The organism is Streptomyces sp. NBC_00045 (genome assembly GCF_045041095.1).
Classification (GTDB): domain Bacteria; phylum Actinomycetota; class Actinomycetes; order Streptomycetales; family Streptomycetaceae; genus Streptomyces.
Window position 1 is genome coordinate 6,786,707 of the sequence record NZ_CP108271.1, and the last position, 17,940, is coordinate 6,804,646.

The window sequence follows — 17,940 nt, forward strand, 5'->3', positions numbered from 1 at the left end:
GTTCGACGGCTTGCGTCGACCGTATTCACGCCCGGTCTCCCACGTCATGTCCATGGCCCCTGCTGTCACACGATCGCCATTCGGCCGTTACGGCCCGCCGCCCGCGCGGGTCGGTCGGCCGCCCCGAAGTGCCGCATCCACCCCCGCGTCCCGCCGTCCCGCGCCCCGCAACCCCCGAAAAGAACGGCCAGAACCGGGCCACGCACCCGGCCGACCGGCCCTGCGGACGGGGCCGGCGGACGGGGGCTTCCGGGGCGGGGCCTAAAGGTGGTTGAGTCCGGATTGGGTCGTGAACTGGCTGCCGATGCCCGTGTCGTTGCTCGTGAAGAGGCCGGACGCGCCGCGCAGGGCGGTCTTCTCCGCCGACAGGCGGCCCATCAGGGTCTTGACCTGCTGGTCCCAGGTGTCCGACACCTTCTTGAGGCCGGCGGCCGTCTCCCAGCCCTCGAAGCCCTTCTGGGCGGCGTTGGTGTCGGTGTCCGCGTGCTCCGCGGCCTTCTTGGTCTTCGGTTCCAGCTCGGTCTCGATGGTCCCCGCCGCGGCCTTCTTCTCGGCCGGCGTCGAGGCGAAGTCCCCGGGCCCCTTGCCCGGAGCGAACGGACCCATCGGTCCGGTGGGACCGGTCGGTCCACTCGGCTCCGTCGGTACGTGGTTCAACCGCATGCCGATGTCACTAGACACGTTCAAGCCTCCCCGTTGGCATCGGCTTGATCATATGCATGGCAACTGCACACCGCCCATGCCGTCGTCGCCGATCTCACGTTACCTTCACGACCCGCGGACCGAGCCCGGTCCCCCCCGGGCTACCCAACATACTGAGCGGTCGGTAATCTGGCAGGCATGACGATTCCTCCGCGCGCCGCCCGTAACTGTTGGCATGCAGCGATCAACCCGCTGCACGCGACCATCTACTTCTCGCCCGACCTGGGCAAGGAGTTCGCCGCCCTCGGCGTCACCGAGCGGCCCGCAGTGAACCTCGCCTCGCGGTCCGCCGCCATGGGCGCCGTCGGGGCCGGTACGGTCACCGCCACCTTCTACAACTACCGCCACGACTTCGTCGCCCGTCACCTGCCCGCCGTCTGGGACACCATCACCCCCGAGCAGGCCCTCGACGCCCGACTGCGCGCCGCCGACAGCACCCTGCGCCGGCTGCTCGGCGCGGAGACCATCGAGTCCCCCGAGCTCGCCGAGGCCGCCGACCTCGCCCTGCGCGCCACCGAGGGCTGCACCCGGCACGCCCGGACCCTGTACGCCGCCCATGCCGACCTCCCCGTACCCGAGGAGCCGCACCTGCGCCTGTGGCACGCCACCACCCTGCTGCGCGAACACCGCGGCGACGGCCACCTCGCGGCCCTGCTGCTCGCCGGGCTGGACCCGCTGGAGGCCCTGGTCAGCCACACCGCCACCGGCCGCGGCATGACCCCGAAGTGGATCAAGGCCATCCGCGGCTGGGAGCAGTCCGACCTCGACGCCGCGTCCGACCGGCTGCGCGAGCGCGGGATCCTCGCCGCCGACGGCGAGCTCACCGAGGAGGGGGCGGCCGTACGCGAGCGCCTCGAAGCCGACACCGACCGCCTCGACGCGGACCCGTACGAGCACCTCGGCGCCGAGGGCCTGGCCCGCCTCGCCGAGCTCGGCGGCGGATTCGTCATGAAGGCCCTCGCCGCCGGAGCCTTCCCCGCGGACGCCTTCGGCAAGGCCTGAGCGAGCCGGACTCGGGCCCGGACTCGGGCCCGAGCGCGGGGTTCCCCGCCGCCGTCACCGCCACCTGCCACAATTGGCAGCCTTCCAGTGCAAACGAAGGCAGGCGGGACCCGATCGTGACGATGTCCATCGAAGGCAGGATCGCCGAGGAGCTCGGCGTACGGGAGCGGCAGGTCAAGGCCGCCGTCGAGCTGCTCGACGGCGGCTCCACCGTGCCGTTCATCGCGCGCTACCGCAAGGAAGCGACCGAGATGCTCGACGACGCCCAGCTGCGCACCCTTGAGGAGCGGCTGCGGTATCTGCGCGAGCTGGAGGACCGGCGCGCGGCGATCCTGGACTCCGTACGGGAGCAGGGCAAGCTCGACGCCGAGCTGGAGGCCAGGATCAACGCGGCCGACACCAAGGCCCGGCTGGAGGACATCTACCTCCCGTTCAAGCCCAAGCGGCGCACCAAGGCGCAGATCGCCCGCGAGGCGGGTCTGGAGCCCCTCGCCGACGGCCTGCTGACCGATCCGTCGGTGGAACCGGCCGCCGCCGCGGCCGCGTTCGTCGACGCCGACAAGGGCGTCGCCGACCCGGCCGCCGCCCTGGAGGGCGCCCGCGCCATCCTCACCGAGAAGTTCGCCGAGGACGCCGACCTGATCGGCGAACTGCGCGAGCGCCTGTGGGGCCGCGGCCGGCTCGCCGCGAAGGTCCGCGAGGGCAAGGAGGAGGCGGGCGCCAAGTTCGCCGACTACTTCGACTTCGCCGAACCGTTCACCGCGCTGCCCTCGCACCGCGTCCTCGCCATGCTCCGCGGCGAGAAGGAGGACGTCCTCGACCTCACCCTGGAGCCCGAGGAGCCGGGCCAGACCCCCGGACCGTCCACGTACGAGGGAATGGTCGCCCGTCGCTTCGACATCGCCGATCGCGGCCGTCCCGGCGACAAGTGGCTGGCCGACACGGTCCGCTGGGCCTGGCGCACGAAGATCCAGGTGCACCTCGGCATCGACTTGCGGATGCGCTTGCGCGCCGCCGCCGAGGACGAGGCGGTACGGGTCTTCGCCGCGAACCTGCGCGACCTGCTGCTCGCGGCCCCGGCCGGTACCCGGGCCACCCTCGGCCTCGACCCGGGCTTCCGCACGGGCGTGAAGGTCGCGGTCGTGGACGCCACCGGCAAGGTCGTCGCCACCGACGTGATCCACCCGCACGTCCCCGCCAACAGGTGGGACGAGTCGCTCGCCAAGCTGGCCCGCCTGGCCAAGGAGCACGCGGTCGAGCTGATCGCCATCGGCAACGGCACGGCCTCGCGCGAGACCGACAAGCTCGCCGGGGACCTCGTCTCCCGCCACCCCGAGCTGAAGCTCACCAAGGTGATGGTGTCCGAGGCGGGCGCCTCCGTGTACTCGGCTTCCGCGTTCGCCTCGCAGGAACTCCCGGACATGGACGTGTCGCTGCGCGGCGCGGTCTCCATCGCCCGGCGCCTCCAGGACCCGCTCGCCGAACTCGTCAAGATCGACCCCAAGTCGATCGGCGTCGGCCAGTACCAGCACGACCTCTCCGAGGTGAAGCTCTCGCGCTCCCTGGACGCGGTCGTCGAGGACTGCGTGAACGGCGTCGGGGTGGACGTCAACACCGCCTCCGCACCCCTGCTCTCGCGGGTCTCGGGCATCAGCGGCGGGCTCGCGGAGAACATCGTGGCCCACCGCGACGCCAACGGCCCCTTCCGCAGCCGCAAGGCGCTCAAGGACGTGGCCCGGCTCGGCCCGAAGGCGTACGAGCAGTGCGCGGGCTTCCTGCGGATCCGCGGCGGGGACGACCCGCTGGACTTCTCCAGCGTGCACCCCGAGTCGTACCCGCTGGTCCGGGGCATGGCCAAGACGGCCGGCAGCGAGGTGGCGGCCCTGATCGGCAACACCGGCGTGCTGCGCTCGCTGCGGCCGGAGCAGTTCGTCACCGAGGCGTTCGGGCTGCCGACCGTCACGGACATCCTGCGCGAGCTGGAGAAGCCGGGCCGTGACCCGCGCCCCGCCTTCAAGACGGCCACCTTCAAGGAGGGCGTCGAGAAGATCGGCGACCTGGCGCCCGGGATGATCCTGGAGGGCGTGGTCACGAACGTGGCCGCGTTCGGCGCCTTCATCGACATCGGCGTCCACCAGGACGGCCTGGCCCACGTTTCGGCGCTGTCGACGAACTTCGTCAAGGACCCGCGGGACGTGGTCAAGCCGGGCGACATCGTCCGGGTGAAGGTCATGGACGTGGACATCCCGCGCAAGCGGATCTCGCTGACGCTGCGGCTGGAGGACGAGGCCGACCGCTCGGCGGGCGCTCCCCGCCAGCGCGAGGACCGCCAGGACCGCCAGGACCGCCAGGACCGGCGCGGCGGCAGGCCCCCGCAGCAGCGAGGCGGCGGCCAGCGTCAGGGCGGCCAGGGGCAAGCAGGTCAGGGCCAAGCAGGCCAGGGCCGCGGCCAGGGCGGCGGCCAGCGTCAGGGCGGCGGCCGGGGCCAGGGCGGCGGCCAGCGCCAAGGTGGCGGCGGCTCCCCGGCCCCGGCCAACAGCGCGATGGCGGACGCCCTGCGCAGGGCCGGCCTCACGGGCGGCCCCGAGGAGCGCCGCAAGCGCTGAGCGCGTGCGGCGCGGCGCGTCGGAACCGGTGGGTTCCGGGATGGCCGAATAGGCACCCCACATGGGGACATGCCTTGCGAACTCCCGTACAAGATCTGTAGGCATGGTGGAACGCCCGTTCGCCGACTGGCGAACGGGCTTCCGTTTCTCCCCTCAGGACCCCACTCCACGAGGCCGCCTTGAAGGCACAGGACGCCATGCCCACGCCCACGCACGCCTACCGACGCTGCCCGCGAAAGGGTCCGAAGAGGGATCACATGCCCCACTCGCAACCCAGCCTCCGTAAACGGTGCGAGAAGATTCTCGGCCATCTGGATCTGACGCACCCGTTCTCCCTCGAAGGGCTGTGCGACCGGATGGCCGAGCAACGCGGGCGCCCCATCCACCTGCACCCGCTGCCCAAGGAGGCGGCGGAATCCGGGGTCTGCGGGCTGTGGGTGGGCACCGCCAGCGTCGACTACGTGTTCTACGAGGCGCAGACCACCCCCCTGCACCGCGAGCACATCGTGCTCCACGAGCTCGGGCACATCCTGTTCGGCCACAACTCCCTGGAAGCCGAGGACACCGACGGGCGGGCCCCCGTCGTCCTCGGCCGCACCAACTACACCACCAGCCAGGAGCAGGAGGCGGAGATGCTGGCCAGCATGATCCGCATCCGCACGACGGGCCCCTGCCCGCAGTCGGCCACCGCGGCCCGTGGCACCCTCGCCTGGCTGGAATCCGCCATGGGCTACAGGCGGGGCGGTCATGGACGCCGCTGAACTCGCCGCCCTGGGCGACTCGCTGGCCGTGCCCAGTGTCGTCTGCCTGTGGATCGCGGTCCTGCTCCGCGCCCCGGCGGCCCTGCGCTCCCCGCAGCAGCGCGGCCTGTGGCTCGCCGTCGCCACCGCCGCCGCGGCGATGACCCTCAACCTTCCGGCCGTCGTCACGTACGCGATGCGCGACCCGGACTACGCGCACACCGTCGGCCTCGTCCGCAACCTGATAGGGGTCCTGTCCGCGGGCACCGTGCTCTACTTCGTCGCCGCAGCGACCCGCGGCCGGGCCCTCCAACTCGCCTCCTGGATCGGCACGGTGGCCTGGCTCACCACCCTCGTGGTGCTGGACACGGCCGCCCCCGCGCACACCGCGCACACCATCCCGCCGCACGGCGGTCCCGTGCCCTCCCTCGCGTACTGGCTGTTCCTGATCTCCGCGCACCTCCTCGCCAACACCACCTGCGTCTCCCTCTGCTGGCGCTACAGCCGCCGCACCGAGAGCGGGGGACTCGCCGCCGGGTTGCGGCTGTTCGGCCTCGGCACCGCGCTCGCCGGCCTGTTCTGGTTCGCGTACCTCCTCAAGGCCCTGTTCGGCAGCACCTGGGCGATGCCCGCACTGCCCCTGATGATGAACCTGCACGGACTGCTGCGGGCCGCCGCGATCCTCGTGCCGACCCTGTTCACCCTGCGCCGCACGAGCGCCGACATCGCCACCGCCTGGCGGCTGTGGCCGCTCTGGCACGACCTCGTCGAGGCCGTCCCGCACGTCGCCCTCACCAAGCCGCGGGCCGGCCGGGTCGTGGAGCTGCTGTGGCCGCCCGTGCCGCGCAACCTGCTCGTCTACCGCAAGGTCATAGAGACCCGCGACGCGATCCTGATCCTCGGTGAGTACGTCGCCCCCGGCGTCCCGGAGCTCGCCCGCAGCCATGTCACCGGGCACGGGATCCCCGAGCAACGCCGCTCCGCGGCAGCGCTGGCCTGCGTACTGAAGGACGCGCGGCGGGCGAAGCTCGCCGGACGGCCCGGACAGCCGGGGGAGGACGCCGCATGGGAGCTGCCCGCCGCGATGCAGACCTCCACCGAGGGCGGCGACCTCGACGACGAGGCCCGGTTCCTGGTCGACGTGGCCCAGGCCTACGGCTCGGCGTCGACCACGGACTTCACCCCGCAACTCCGGAACACCCCGTAGGACCCGAACCGGTACGACGTGTAGGAAGTGACCCCCTCTTGACCACCGTTCTGATCACCGGGGCCAGCGCCGGCCTCGGCGCCGCCTTCGCCCGGGGCTTCGCGGCCAAGGGCTGCGAGCTCGTCCTGGTCGCCCGCGACAAGGACCGCCTGGACGCCGTGGCCCGCGAGCTCGGCCGGGAGTTCGGCACGACCAGCGAGGTCCTGCCCGCCGACCTGCTGGACGCCGCGGACCGCACGGCCGTCGCCGAGCGGCTCGCCGACCCGGAGCGGCCGGTGGACATCCTGGTCAACAACGCGGGCTTCGGCCTTCCCGCACCGTTCCCGCACAGCCCGGTCGAGGACGAGGAACGGCTGCTCGACCTGCTGGTCAAGGTCCCGCTGCGGCTCACCCACGCCGTGCTGCCGGGGTTGCGCGAGCGCCGCCGGGGCGCGGTGGTGAACGTCTCCTCGGTGGCGGGACTCCTGCCGACCGGGACGTACGGGGCCGCCAAGGCCTGGGTCACCGCGTTCAGCGAGTCCCTGCGGGTGGACATGGCGCCGTACGGGGTCCGGGTGCTGGCGGTGGTCCCGGGTTTCACCCGCACCGAGTTCCAGGCGCGCGCCGGGATGGACGTCAGCGCGCTGCGCGAGGGGGTCTGGCTGGAACCGGAGGCCGTGGTGGCCAAGGCTCTGCGGGACCTGGCCCTGCGCCGGCCGGTGAGCATCACGGGCCGGCGCTACCAGGCGTACGCGCTCGCCGTACGGCACCTGCCGCGCGGCTTCGTGGCCGAGCGGCTGGCCCGCAAACGGCGCGCACCGCAGCGGTAGCCGCCCGGCGGCCCGTCCTCAGAGCTCGGTGACCTTGCCGTCCGCGACCTCCAGGCGGCGGGTCACGTGCACCGCGTCCAGCATCCGGCGGTCGTGGGTGACGAGCAGCAGGGTGCCCTCGTACGCGTCGAGGGCCGACTCCAGCTGTTCGATCGCCGGCAGGTCCAGGTGGTTCGTGGGCTCGTCCAGCACCAGCAGGTTCACCCCGCGGCCCTGGAGCAGCGCCAGGGCCGCCCGGGTGCGCTCGCCGGGGGAGAGCGTGGCCGCCGGGCGCAGCACGTGGGCCGCCTTCAGGCCGAACTTGGCCAGCAGGGTCCGCACTTCGGCCGGCTCGGTGTCCGGGACCGCCGCGCAGAACGCCTCCAGCAGCGGCTCGTCCCCGAGGAAGAGGCCGCGCGCCTGGTCCACCTCGCCGACCAGCACCCCCGAACCCAGCGTGACCGCACCGGAGTCGGGCGCCAGCCGGCCGAGGAGCACGGCGAGCAGAGTGGACTTGCCCGCGCCGTTGGCGCCGGTGATCGCCACCCGGTCCGCCCAGTCGATCTGCAGGCTGGCCGGGCCGAAGGTGAAGTCCCCGCGCCGCACCGACGCCTCGTTCAGGGTGGCGACGACCGAGCCGGAGCGAGGGGCCGCCGCGATCTCCATGCGCAGCTCCCATTCCTTGCGGGGCTCGTCGACGACTTCGAGCCGCTCGATGGCGCGCTGCGTCTGACGGGCCTTGGCGGCCTGCTTCTCGCTCGACTCGCCGCGCAGCTTCTTGCCGATCTTGTCGTTGTCCGTGGCCTTGCGGCGGGCGTTGCGCACGCCCTTGTCCATCCAGTTGCGCTGCATCTGCGCCCGGCCTTCGAGCGCCGTGCGCTTGTCGGAGTACTCGTCGTACTCCTCGCGGGCGTGCGTACGGGCCCGCTCGCGCTCCTCCAGATAGGCGTCGTAGCCGCCGCCGTAGAGGTTGATCTGCTGCTGGGCCAGGTCGAGTTCGAGGACCTTGGTGACGGTGCGGGTCAGGAACTCGCGGTCATGGCTGATCACGACCGTGCCCGCGCGCAGGCCCTTCACGAACTGCTCCAGCCGCTCCAGACCCTCCAGGTCCAGGTCGTTGGTCGGCTCGTCGAGCAGGAAGACGTCGTAGCGCGAGAGCAGCAGCGAGGCGAGGCCGGCGCGGGCCGCCTGGCCGCCGGACAGGGCGGTCATGGGCAGGTCCAGGCTGACGGCCAGCCCGAGCTCGTCGGCGACCTCCTGGGCCCGCTCGTCGAGGTCGGCGCCGCCGAGGTTCAGCCACTGGTCCAGCGTCGTCGCGTACGCGTCGTCCGCGCCGGGGGTGCCGTCGACCAGGCCCTGCGTCGCCGCGTCCAGCGCCGCCTGGGCGGCGGCCACGCCCGTGCGCCGGGCCAGGAACTCCCGCACCGACTCCTGGGGGCGGCGCTCCGGCTCCTGGGGCAGGTGGCCGACGGCGGCGGTGGGCGGGGAGAGCCGCAGCTCACCGGTCTCGGGGGTGTCCAGGCCGGCGAGCAGGCGCAGCAGGGTGGACTTCCCGGCGCCGTTGACGCCGACGAGGCCGATGACGTCGCCGGGCGCGACGACGAGGTCGAGACCGGCGAAGAGCGTGCGCTCACCGTGCGCGGCGGTGAGGTTCTTGGCGACGAGGGTTGCAGTCATGGTCCGTCGATCCTATCCGCGCCGGTCCGCGCCCCGAGCCGTGGCCGTAAAGGTGGGAGGAACGTCATTGCGGCCATCCGCTCCGGGTCACACCATGGGGTCATGTCGTTGCGAAACGTGCTCGTCCTCCTCTACGGCGGCGTGCAGAGCCTGGACGTGACCGGGCCCGTGGAGGTGTTCGCCGCGGTCGACCGCTTCCCGGGGCGGGCGGGGAGCGGATACACGATCCGTACGGTGTCCCCGGACGGGGCTCCCGTACGGACGAGCAGCGGGCTCACGCTGATCCCGGACGGGGACCTGGAGGGCGCGAGACCGGGGCCGGGGACCACCGTGCTGGTGCCGGGGGGCCAGTACCGGGGGGACTTCGAACCGCGGCTCACCGAGTGGCTCCGGGCGCACGGGGGAGGCGCGGAGCGGCTGGTGTCCGTCTGCACGGGCGGGCTGCTGCTGGCCGAGGCCGGGCTGCTGGACGGGCTGCGCGCCACGACGCACTGGTACGCGTGCGAGCGGATGGCCCGGGACTACCCGAAGGTGACCGTCGAACCGGATCCGATCTACGTACGGGACGGCCGGGTGGCCACCTCGGCCGGGGTCACGGCGGGGATCGACCTCGCGCTGGCCCTGGTGGAGGAGGACCACGGCAGGGAGCTCGCGCTGGCCGTCGCACGGCACCTGGTGGTGTTCCTGCGCAGGCCCGGGAACCAGGCGCAGTTCAGCGCGCAGCTGGCGGCGCAGACCGCGCAGCGGGATCCTTTGCGTGAGGTACAGCAGTGGATCACGGAGCATCCCGGTTCGGACCTGAGCGTCGAGTCCTTGGCGGCCCGCGCCCGGCTCTCACCCCGCCACTTCGCCCGTGCCTTCCAGGCGGAGACGGGGGTGACGCCGGGGCGGTACGTGGAGCGCGTACGGGTGGAACACGCGCGGCGGCTGCTGGAGGACACGGAGGACGGCGTGGCCCAGATCTCCCGGGCCTGCGGCTACGGCACCCCGGAGGCGCTCCGGCGGGCCTTCGTGAAGACCCTGGGCCAGCCCCCGGCCGAATACCGCCGCCGCTTCGGCCACCCCCGCCCCCTCCCCTGACGACGCCTGCTTCCCGACGACGCCCGACCGGCCTGACCCACCCACCACTCCGGAGGAAACATGCAGATCGCAGTCCTGCTCTACGACCGTTTCACCGCGCTCGACGCCATCGGTCCCTTCGACACGCTCGGCCGCCTTCCCGACGCCGAGGTCGTGTTCGTCTCGGAGCGGCCCGGTCCGGTGCGGACCGACAACGGGACGCTGGCCCTCGTCGCCGACAAGGGACTCGACGAGGTGACCCGGCCCGACATCGTCATCGTGCCCGGCGGCCCCCACCCCGAGCTGGAGATGGAGAACCCCGCCGTCGTCGACTGGCTGCGCGCCGTCGACGCGACCACCACCTGGACGACCTCCGTCTGCACCGGCTCGCTCCTGCTGGCCGCCGCCGGGCTGCTCAAGGGGCGGAAGGCCACGGGCCACTGGCTCTACCTGGACCGGCTGCCCGCCTTCGGCGTCGAACCCACCAGCGAGCGCGTCGTGTACGACGGCAAGTACGTCACCGCCGCCGGGGTATCCTCCGGCATCGACATGGGCCTCGGCCTGCTCGGCCGCATCGCCGGTGACGCGTATGCCCAGACGGTCCAGTTGATGACCGAGTACGACCCCCAGCCGCCCTATGACGCGGGATCGCCGGACAAGGCCCCGGCCGAGATCGTGGCGCGGCTGCGCGGGCTCAACCCCGCGCCGGCCCCCCGGCGGTCCAGCTGAACGAGGGCGTACGGCGTTCCAGGAAAGCGGCGACGCCCTCGGCGGTGTCGTCGCTCCCGGCCGCCTGCTCCGCCCAGTGCGCGTCCCGGTCCGTCCGCCCGTTCGCGAACTCCTTGGCCGCCGCCTGCGTCAGCTGCGAACGGGTGGTGAGGACGCGGGCGAAGTCGGCGATCCGCTTGTCCAGTTGTCCGGCCGGCAGCAGCTCGTTCAGGAAGCCGGCCCGCAGCGCGTGCTCCGCGTCGATCAGCTCCGCCGAGAAGAGGAGGTACTTGGCGACCGCAGGGCCGACCAGTGCGGCCAGTCGGCGGGTCGAGGACGCGGGGTAGACGATGCCCAGCCTCGCCGGGGTCACCCCGAACGACGCCCCCTCCTCCGCGAAGCGCAGGTCGCAGGCCGCCGCGAGCTGGCTGCCGCCGCCCACGCAGAATCCGCGGATCGCCGCGAGCGTCGGCTTCGGGAACGCGGCGAGGGCTTCCTCGGCCGCCACGGCCAGCGCCTGCGGGACCTCGTCCCCGGCCAGCGAGGAGATGTCGGCCCCCGCGCAGAACGTCGCTCCGGCGCCGGTCAGGACGAGCACCCGTACGGCCGGGTCGGCCGCGAGCCCGTCGAGGACCTCCGGGAGCGCACGCCACATCGCCGCGGTCATGGCGTTGCGTTTGGCGGGATGCGAGATGACGACCGTGGCGACCCCGTCGGCGACGGTGTGCAAGAGCGCTGCGTCCATGCGCGGGATGCTATCCCGGCCGGCCGATCCGATGATCAGCGGGGAGCCCGTTCCGGGGGTGCGGGAAGTGGTCCTCGGCACGGGTGCCCGGCGCATTCCGGGCTTGGTCAGGGAAGACGGGGTGCCGGCGGACGCGGCGGCGGCCGGCGGGGCGCGCGTCGCGGCCGGGAAGGGGCCCGCAGAAGACCAGGAACGGTCGTACAACTGACGCTGTCATACGCCAACGGTCAGAAAGCGTCCTATTGACGCTGACTTCTGGTCAGCTGTCCGGTCCGGACCGGACCGCTCCCCACTCTTGACGCGTGGAGACGATCGAGCGTGAAGACGGGGGCCGGGAGATGGATGTCAGCGGGAGCGTCCCGCCAGCGAAGGAGGGGGAGCCGGAGGCGCCGGCCGACCCCCTCGCGTACGAAGGCGTGTGGCGGTTCACCGTTCCCGCTGTTGAAGAATCCGTTCCGCAGGCCCGCAGGGCCGTGCGCGACCTGCTCGGCCGCCAGGGCGTCCCGGCCGACCGGGACCTCGTGTACTCGCTGCTGCTGATCGTCTCCGAACTGGTGACGAACTCGGTGCGGCACGCGGCCCTGCTCTCGCCGGAGGTCGCGGTCGAGGTCGCCATCGGCCGCGCATGGGTACGGGTGGCCGTCGAGGACAACCACCCGTACCGCCCCAAGGCGCTGGAAGCGGATTTCGGCCAGACCGGCGGCCGGGGCCTGCTCCTGGTGCGCGAGATCACCCTTGAGTCCGGTGGGGTCTGCGACGTCGAACACACCTCGACGGGCGGCAAGGTCATCTGGGCGGCCCTGCCGCTCACCGGACCGGCCGCGGCGCCGGCCCCCGCGCTCTGAACGACGTACGGGCTACCAGCCCGCGACCTCACCGGTCAGTTCCCGGATCGCGGGCCGGGCCGCGTCCAGCACGGTCATGAACCAGGCGGAGAAGGGCGCCTCGGCGTGCCGCTTCGCCAGCTCCTCGGCGGTCACGAACACGGTGTCGCCGACCTCCTCCGGATCGGGGTCCAGCCGCGCCTGTGCGAGCCCCACGAACAGGTGGTTGTACTCCTGCTCCACCAGCCCGGAGGCGGGGTCCGGGTGGTTGTAGCGCACGGTCCCCGCTTCCGCGAGCAGCGACGGCGACAGGCCCAGCTCCTCGTGGGTGCGCCGGGCCGCCGCTGCGAACGGCGACTCTCCGGGGTAGGGGTGACCACAACAGGTGTTCGACCAGACGCCGGGGGAGTGGTACTTCCCGAGGGCCCGCTGCTGGAGCAGCAGGCGCCCCTGCTCGTCGAAGAGGAACACGGAGAAGGCCCGGTGCAGCAGACCGGGCGCCTGATGGGCGGAGAGCTTCTCCGCCGTGCCGATGGTGTTGCCGGACTCATCGACCAGTTCGAGCATGATCGGTTCCTGAGTGCCGGTGCCGGGGGACGCGGTGTTCGCGGCGGTGGCTGGTGTGGTCGGCATACCCATCCTTCGCTTCGGACTTCGACCTTCAGTCTGCCGTACAAAAGAGGCTTGTCCCCACTTCGGTGATCCGCGCATGTCTGCCCCCGGCGCGTGGTAAGTGACGAGGGGCGGATCACACGGGCGGTCAGATCCCGAAGGGTTCCGGATAGCTGATCGTGCCCTGCGGGACGGGCGCGGAGTCGTCCAGTACCAGCGCCATCATGGCCTCGTCGGGAACCTCGAACGGTGCCCGGATGCCGAACCGTGAAGCCGGTACGAAGCCGAAGCGCGGGTAGTGCGCCGGATGCCCGAGGACCAGGACCAGCACCTCCCCCGCTCCCGGGCCGCCGCGAGCAGCGCCCGTACGACCGCGCTGCCGGCGCCCGAGCGCTGGATCGCGGGATCGGCCGCCACCGGAGCGAGCGCGAGCGCCGGGGCCCCGCCGACCTCGCAGCGGGTCAGCAGGGCGTGCGCCGCCACCGAGCCGTCCGGGCCCTCGGCCACGTACGAGAGCCCCGGCAGCCAGGACGGGTCCGCGCGCAGCGCGTCCACGAGGTCCGCCTCTTGCGGGGTCTCGAACGCCGCCAGGTAGACGGCCCGCACGGCGGCGGTGTCGGCAGGGGTCTCGGTCCGGGTGTGCCAGACGCCGGCGCGGTGGTCGGTGTCGTGAGCGTCACCGGTGATGTCGGTCAACGGGATCCCTTCGAAGGAGGCGGGAAAGGAAGCGGGGATCACCGCGCGGTTTGTGGTACGTCGGCGTGATCGTCAATGATGGCCGAGCCGGAGCCCGAGGCCCCGGAACATTCGGCTTATCGGGGAGCAAACGGGTGGTGAACCCCCTCTTCCGTTCATCCGATAGCCTCTGCCGACGTGCCGCCGCCCCCACGAGGCGCCCGTCCAGTGTTCGCTTCAAGGAGTGAGTTCGTCTGTCGACCGTCATCCTCACCGGCCTGCCGGTCCCCGGATCACCGCTCACCGACGAGCTGCGCTCCCTCGGCTTCGACGTCCGCCCCGCCACCGGTCCGCATGACGCCGCCGCGGTGCTGGCCGGCGTACCCGCCGACCAGCGGGTCGCCGTCGTCGACGGGGCCTTCGTCGGCCACGTCCACGCGCTGCGGCTCGCGCTGACGGACCCGCGCTTCGACGCCTGCGCCGTGACCGGCGCCTTCGCCGTCCAGCCGGGCGCCCGCGCGGCCCTGGACGAGGCCGCCGCCCTCGCCCCCGACGGCGAGGGCCCGTACGCGGACCGGCTCGCCGCCGCCGTCGAGGCCGCCGGGACCACCGTCCAGCGCCCCGAGCTCGGCACCCTGGTCGCCGCCGTCCCCGCAACCGAAGCGGAGCGCGCCGCCGCGGACGCCGCCGTCGCCGCCGTCGACGACGAGGCCGTGCGCCTGCGCACCGCCGTGAAGTCCCGCGACGGGTTCTTCACCACCTTCTTCATCAGCCCCTACTCGCGCTACATCGCCCGCTGGTGCGCGCGCCGCGGCCTGACCCCGAACCAGGTCACCACCGCCTCGCTGATCACCGCGCTGATCGCGGCGGGCTGCGCCGCCACCGGCGAGCGCTGGGGCTACGTCGCCGCCGGCGTGCTGCTGCTCGTCTCCTTCGTCCTGGACTGCACGGACGGACAGCTCGCCCGCTACTCGCTCCAGTACTCGACGATGGGCGCCTGGCTCGACGCCACCTTCGACCGCGCGAAGGAGTACTCCTTCTACGCGGGCCTCGCGCTCGGCGCGGCCAAGAACGGCGACGACGTATGGGCCCTCGCGCTCGGCGCGATGATCCTCATGACCTGCCGCCACGTCGTGGACTTCTCCTTCAACGAGGCCAACCACGACGCGACCGCCAACACCAGCCCGACGGCCGCACTGTCCGACAAGCTCGACAGCGTCGGCTGGACGGTCTGGGTCCGGCGGATGATCATCCTGCCGATCGGCGAGCGCTGGGCCATGATCGCGGTGCTGACCGCGGCCACCACCCCCCGGATCGTCTTCTACGCCCTGCTCGTCGGCTGCGCCTTCGGCGCCCTCTACACCACCGCCGGCCGGGTGCTGCGCTCGCTGACCCGCAAGGCGAAGCGCACCGATCGCGCCGCCCAGGCGCTGGCCGACCTCGCCGACTCGGGCCCGCTGGCCGAGCTCGCGGGCCGCGTCGTGGGGCGGATGGCTCCTGGCGCCGGGATCGCCGCCGCCGTGATCGGCTCGGTGGCCCTGCTGTGGACGGCCTGGGCGTACGAGTTCGGCGCCCGCCAGGTGATCATCGCCGCCGTGTTCTACGCCGTGCTCGCCGGAGCGGCGGTCGCCCGCCCCCTCAAGGGCGCCCTCGATTGGCTGGTCCCGCCCGTCTTCCGGGCCGCCGAGTACACCACCGTGCTGATCCTCGCTGTCAAGGCGGACGTCCCCGGGGCCCTTCCCGCGGCATTCGGACTGGTCGCGGCGGTCGCCTACCATCACTACGACACGGTGTACCGCATCCGCGGCGGCACCGGCGCGCCCCCGCACTGGCTGGTGCGGACGATCGGCGGTCACGAGGGCCGGGTGCTGCTGACCTCGGTCCTGGCCTCCGTCCTGGCGGCGCGCGCTACGGACTTCCCCGTCGCGCTCACGGCCGTGGCCGTGTTCGTGGCAATCGTGGTGCTCGTGGAGAGCATCCGCTTCTGGGTCTCCTCCGGGGCACCCGCCGTACATGACGAAGGAGAACCAGCATGATCGGCCTTGTACTCGCTGCCGGTGCCGGACGCCGCCTGCGTCCCTACACCGACACCCTGCCCAAGGCCCTCGTGCCCGTCGGCCCCGAAGGCGACGAGGAAAGCCTGACGGTCCTGGACCTCACCCTGGGCAACTTCGCCGAGGTCGGCCTGACCGAGGTCGCGATCGTCGTCGGCTACCGCAAGGAAGCCGTCTACGCGCGCCGGGAGGCCCTGGAGGCCAAGTACGGCGTGAAGATCACGCTGATCGACAACGACAAGGCCGAGGAGTGGAACAACGCCTACTCCCTGTGGTGCGCCCGTGACGTCCTGAATCAGGGCGTGATCCTCGCCAACGGCGACACCGTCCACCCGGTCTCCGTCGAGCGGACCCTCCTCGACGCCCGCGGCAACGGCCAGAAGATCATCCTCGCCCTCGACACGGTCAAGAGCCTGGCCGACGAAGAGATGAAGGTCGTCGTCGACGGCGCCCAGGGCGTGCAGAAGATCACCAAGCTCATGGAGCCGTCCGACGCCACCGGTGAGTACATCGGCGTCACCCTCATCGAGCCGGAGGCCGCCGAGGCCCTCGCCGAGGCCCTGAAGACCACCTTCGAGCGCGACCCCGACCTCTACTACGAGGACGGCTACCAGCAGCTCGTCAACGACGGCTTCGTCATCGACGTGGCCCCCATCGGCGACGTCAAGTGGGTCGAGATCGACAACCACGACGACCTCGCCAAGGGCCGGACGATCGCATGCCAGTACTGACGAGGCTCATCCCCTCCCCGGTCGTCGTCGACATCAGCCGCGGCGCCATGGACGACCTGGCCGGCCTCCTGGCCGACCAGCGGATCTCGGCGTCCGGCAAGCTGGCGATCGCGATCAGCGGCGGGTCCGGCCAGGTGCTGCGCGCCAAGCTGGAGCCCGTGCTGCCGCACGCCGACTGGTACCCGGTCGTCGACGGCACCCTCGACTCCGCGGTCAAGCTGGCCGACGACATAAAGGGCCGTCGCTACGACGCCGTCGTCGGCCTCGGCGGCGGCAAGATCATCGACGTGGCGAAGTACGCCGCGGCGCGGGTCGGGCTGCCCATGGTGTCCGTCGCCACGAACCTCTCGCACGACGGCATCTGCTCGCCGGTGTCCATCTTGGACAACGACAACGGGCGGGGCTCCTACGGCGTGCCCATGCCGATCGCGATGGTCATCGACCTCGACGTGATCAAGGAAGCCCCCACCCGGTTCGTCCGCGCCGGCATCGGCGACGTGATCTCCAACATCTCGGCGATCGCCGACTGGGAGCTCTCGCACCGCCTCAACGGCGAGCCGGTGGACGGCCTGGCCGCCGCGATGGCCCGCACGGCCGGCGAGGCCGTCCTGCGCCATCCCGGCGACTGCGGCGACGACGAGTTCCTCACCGTCTTCTCGGAGTCCCTCGTGCTCTCGGGCATCGCCATGGCGATCAGCGGGGACACCCGCCCGTCCTCCGGCGCCTGCCACGAGATCAGCCACGCCTTCGACCTGCTCTACCCGGGACGCTCCGCGCTCCACGGCGAGCAGGTGGGCATCGGGGCCGCCTTCGCGATGTACCTGCGCGGTGCCAAGGAGCAGTCCGAGCTGTTCGTCCAGGTGCTGCGCCGCCACGGGCTGCCGGTGCTGCCCGCCGAGATCGGCTTCAGCGTCGACGAGTTCGTCGCGGCCGTCGAGTACGCCCCCCAGACCCGCCCGGGACGCTTCACGATCCTGGAGCACCTCAATCTGTCCGCAGCCGAGATCAGGGACGCTTACGCCGACTATGCCAAGACCATCCGTAGCTGAACTCCGGCCCGTCGTTCACCCGCCGGGCGTCAAGGACCGGCGCAGTGGCGAGCACTGGGGCGGTCGCCTGTACATGCGCGAGATCTCCCTGCGCATCACCCGAGTCCTGGTGAACACCAAGGTCACGCCCAACCAGCTGACCTACGTGATGACCCTCGCCGGTGTCCTGGCCTGCCCGGCACTGCTCGTACCGGGCATCTGGGGCGCCGTCCTCGGCGTGGTGGCGGTCCAGATGTACCTGCTGCTCGACTGCGTCGACGGCGAGGTCGCCCGCTGGAAGAAGCAGTACTCGCTGAGCGGCGTGTACCTCGACCGCGTCGGTGCCTACCTGTGCGACGCGGCGGTCCTCGTCGGCTTCGGCCTGCGCGCCAGCGACCTGTGGGGCACCGGGCGCATCGACTGGCTGTGGGCCTTCCTGGGCACCCTCGCCGCCCTCGGCGCCATCCTGATCAAGGCCGAGACCGACCTGGTCGGCGTCGCCCGGCACCAGACCGGCAAGGAGCCCGTCGCAGAAGCCGCCGCCGAGCCGCGCTCCTCCGGCATGGCGCTCGCCCGCCGGGCCGCGTCCGCACTGAAGTTCCACCGGCTCGTCCTCGGCATCGAGGCCTCGCTGCTCATCCTGCTGCTGGCCGTCCTGGACCAGATGCGGGGCGACCTGTACTTCTCCCGGCTCGGCGTGGCCGTGCTCGCCGGCATCGCGATGCTGCAGACGGTGCTGCACCTGGTGTCGATCCTGGCCTCCAGCAGGCTCAAGTGACGAC

17 protein-coding genes and 1 pseudogene are annotated in these 17,940 nt (G+C 72.3%); 13 read left to right on the top strand and 5 right to left on the bottom strand.

All coding sequences use genetic code 11. From position 1 onward, the window contains the following. Nucleotides 1–261: 261 nt before the first annotated feature. The gene (locus OHA65_RS31460; protein ID WP_371646721.1) at nt 262–663 is read right to left on the bottom strand and encodes a hypothetical protein; all 402 of its coding nucleotides are present in this window, start codon (nt 661–663) and stop codon (nt 262–264) included. A 177-nt stretch (nt 664–840) separates the two neighbouring features. Between OHA65_RS31460 and OHA65_RS31465 the strand changes: the two genes are divergently transcribed. The 5 genes from OHA65_RS31465 (at nt 841) to OHA65_RS31485 (ending at nt 7,066) form a co-directional block, all read left to right on the top strand. Continuing rightward, on the top strand, nt 841–1,704 hold the full coding sequence (locus OHA65_RS31465) for an SCO6745 family protein (RefSeq protein ID WP_328764306.1): 864 nt from the start codon (nt 841–843) through the stop codon (nt 1,702–1,704). 116 nt (nt 1,705–1,820) lie between these two features. Beyond that, a complete protein-coding gene (locus OHA65_RS31470; RefSeq protein ID WP_405762918.1) occupies nt 1,821–4,310 on the top strand; it encodes a Tex family protein in 2,490 nt (829 codons plus the stop codon). 257 nt (nt 4,311–4,567) lie between these two features. Then, nucleotides 4,568–5,071, top strand: coding sequence for a hypothetical protein (locus tag OHA65_RS31475; RefSeq protein ID WP_327279519.1), 504 nt, complete (start codon nt 4,568–4,570; stop codon nt 5,069–5,071). Further along, nucleotides 5,058–6,257 carry an MAB_1171c family putative transporter gene (locus tag OHA65_RS31480; protein WP_327279520.1) on the top strand — a complete coding sequence of 400 codons (1,200 nt, stop codon included), beginning with the start codon at nt 5,058–5,060 and terminating at the stop codon, nt 6,255–6,257. Before OHA65_RS31475 ends, OHA65_RS31480 begins: the two co-directional genes overlap by 14 nt. A 38-nt stretch (nt 6,258–6,295) precedes the next feature. Beyond that, nucleotides 6,296–7,066: an SDR family NAD(P)-dependent oxidoreductase gene (locus OHA65_RS31485; protein WP_327279521.1), complete on the top strand. Its 771-nt coding sequence runs from the start codon at nt 6,296–6,298 to the stop codon at nt 7,064–7,066. An 18-nt stretch (nt 7,067–7,084) separates the two neighbouring features. Here OHA65_RS31485 and abc-f read toward each other — a convergent pair whose 3' ends face one another. Beyond that, entirely contained in the window at nt 7,085–8,722 is a 1,638-nt protein-coding gene (gene abc-f, locus OHA65_RS31490; protein ID WP_327279522.1) for a ribosomal protection-like ABC-F family protein, read from the bottom strand. 102 nt (nt 8,723–8,824) lie between these two features. On the opposite strand from abc-f, the gene OHA65_RS31495 reads away from it, so the two are divergent. Further along, entirely contained in the window at nt 8,825–9,802 is a 978-nt protein-coding gene (locus tag OHA65_RS31495) for a GlxA family transcriptional regulator (RefSeq protein ID WP_327279523.1), read from the top strand. 60 nt (nt 9,803–9,862) lie between these two features. After that, nucleotides 9,863–10,510, top strand: coding sequence for a DJ-1/PfpI family protein (locus OHA65_RS31500; protein WP_327279524.1), 648 nt, complete (start codon nt 9,863–9,865; stop codon nt 10,508–10,510). Here the strand turns inward: OHA65_RS31500 and OHA65_RS31505 are convergent. After that, nucleotides 10,476–11,234, bottom strand: coding sequence for an enoyl-CoA hydratase/isomerase family protein (locus OHA65_RS31505; protein WP_327279525.1), 759 nt, complete (start codon nt 11,232–11,234; stop codon nt 10,476–10,478). The genes OHA65_RS31500 and OHA65_RS31505 overlap by 35 nt on opposite strands. Between OHA65_RS31505 and OHA65_RS31510 the strand changes: the two genes are divergently transcribed. Continuing rightward, the gene (locus OHA65_RS31510; RefSeq protein WP_327279526.1) at nt 11,233–11,442 is read left to right on the top strand and encodes a hypothetical protein; all 210 of its coding nucleotides are present in this window, start codon (nt 11,233–11,235) and stop codon (nt 11,440–11,442) included. The two genes, OHA65_RS31505 and OHA65_RS31510, sit on opposite strands and share 2 nt — an antisense overlap. Before the next feature lie 130 nt (nt 11,443–11,572). Continuing rightward, nucleotides 11,573–12,079: an ATP-binding protein gene (locus OHA65_RS31515; protein ID WP_327285855.1), complete on the top strand. Its 507-nt coding sequence runs from the start codon at nt 11,573–11,575 to the stop codon at nt 12,077–12,079. A gap of 12 nt (nt 12,080–12,091) precedes the next feature. On the opposite strand, the gene idi is transcribed toward OHA65_RS31515, so the two are convergent. Then, nucleotides 12,092–12,691: an isopentenyl-diphosphate Delta-isomerase gene (gene idi, locus OHA65_RS31520; protein WP_327279527.1), complete on the bottom strand. Its 600-nt coding sequence runs from the start codon at nt 12,689–12,691 to the stop codon at nt 12,092–12,094. A 127-nt stretch (nt 12,692–12,818) separates the two neighbouring features. Next, nucleotides 12,819–13,315, bottom strand: a pseudogene (locus tag OHA65_RS31525) (GNAT family N-acetyltransferase); the annotation flags it as partial. 284 nt (nt 13,316–13,599) lie between these two features. Here OHA65_RS31525 and OHA65_RS31530 point away from each other — a divergent pair. Genes OHA65_RS31530 through OHA65_RS31545 form a run of 4 tightly spaced genes read left to right on the top strand, consistent with a single transcriptional unit; the run spans nt 13,600 to nt 17,936 of the window. Then, nucleotides 13,600–15,381, top strand: a complete 1,782-nt coding sequence (locus OHA65_RS31530; RefSeq protein WP_327285856.1) for a DUF5941 domain-containing protein — start codon at nt 13,600–13,602, stop codon at nt 15,379–15,381. Then, entirely contained in the window at nt 15,378–16,130 is a 753-nt protein-coding gene (locus tag OHA65_RS31535; protein ID WP_405762921.1) for a sugar phosphate nucleotidyltransferase, read from the top strand. The genes OHA65_RS31530 and OHA65_RS31535 overlap by 4 nt, the downstream gene beginning before the upstream one ends. Continuing rightward, on the top strand, nt 16,118–17,179 hold the full coding sequence (locus OHA65_RS31540) for an iron-containing alcohol dehydrogenase family protein (RefSeq protein ID WP_327279529.1): 1,062 nt from the start codon (nt 16,118–16,120) through the stop codon (nt 17,177–17,179). The genes OHA65_RS31535 and OHA65_RS31540 overlap by 13 nt, the downstream gene beginning before the upstream one ends. Beyond that, nucleotides 17,157–17,936, top strand: coding sequence for a CDP-alcohol phosphatidyltransferase family protein (locus tag OHA65_RS31545; protein ID WP_327279530.1), 780 nt, complete (start codon nt 17,157–17,159; stop codon nt 17,934–17,936). The genes OHA65_RS31540 and OHA65_RS31545 overlap by 23 nt, the downstream gene beginning before the upstream one ends. Nucleotides 17,937–17,940 lie beyond the last annotated feature (4 nt).

What these genes read in the sequence shown, in the direction of transcription:
- OHA65_RS31500 (WP_327279524.1), top strand. Translation starts at nt 9,863, where the DNA reads ATGCAGATCGCAGTCCTGCTCTACGACCGTTTCACCGCGCTCGACGCC.
- OHA65_RS31540 (WP_327279529.1), top strand. Translation starts at nt 16,118, where the DNA reads ATGCCAGTACTGACGAGGCTCATCCCCTCCCCGGTCGTCGTCGACATC.
- OHA65_RS31515 (WP_327285855.1), top strand. Translation starts at nt 11,573, where the DNA reads ATGGATGTCAGCGGGAGCGTCCCGCCAGCGAAGGAGGGGGAGCCGGAG.
- OHA65_RS31475 (WP_327279519.1), top strand. Translation starts at nt 4,568, where the DNA reads ATGCCCCACTCGCAACCCAGCCTCCGTAAACGGTGCGAGAAGATTCTC.
- OHA65_RS31545 (WP_327279530.1), top strand. Translation starts at nt 17,157, where the DNA reads ATGCCAAGACCATCCGTAGCTGAACTCCGGCCCGTCGTTCACCCGCCG.
- OHA65_RS31460 (WP_371646721.1), bottom strand. Translation starts at nt 663, where the DNA reads ATGCGGTTGAACCACGTACCGACGGAGCCGAGTGGACCGACCGGTCCC.
- OHA65_RS31480 (WP_327279520.1), top strand. Translation starts at nt 5,058, where the DNA reads ATGGACGCCGCTGAACTCGCCGCCCTGGGCGACTCGCTGGCCGTGCCC.
- idi (WP_327279527.1), bottom strand. Translation starts at nt 12,691, where the DNA reads ATGCCGACCACACCAGCCACCGCCGCGAACACCGCGTCCCCCGGCACC.
- OHA65_RS31465 (WP_328764306.1), top strand. Translation starts at nt 841, where the DNA reads ATGACGATTCCTCCGCGCGCCGCCCGTAACTGTTGGCATGCAGCGATC.
- OHA65_RS31535 (WP_405762921.1), top strand. Translation starts at nt 15,378, where the DNA reads ATGATCGGCCTTGTACTCGCTGCCGGTGCCGGACGCCGCCTGCGTCCC.
- OHA65_RS31510 (WP_327279526.1), top strand. Translation starts at nt 11,233, where the DNA reads ATGCGCGGGATGCTATCCCGGCCGGCCGATCCGATGATCAGCGGGGAG.
- abc-f (WP_327279522.1), bottom strand. Translation starts at nt 8,722, where the DNA reads ATGACTGCAACCCTCGTCGCCAAGAACCTCACCGCCGCGCACGGTGAG.
- OHA65_RS31495 (WP_327279523.1), top strand. Translation starts at nt 8,825, where the DNA reads ATGTCGTTGCGAAACGTGCTCGTCCTCCTCTACGGCGGCGTGCAGAGC.
- OHA65_RS31505 (WP_327279525.1), bottom strand. Translation starts at nt 11,234, where the DNA reads ATGGACGCAGCGCTCTTGCACACCGTCGCCGACGGGGTCGCCACGGTC.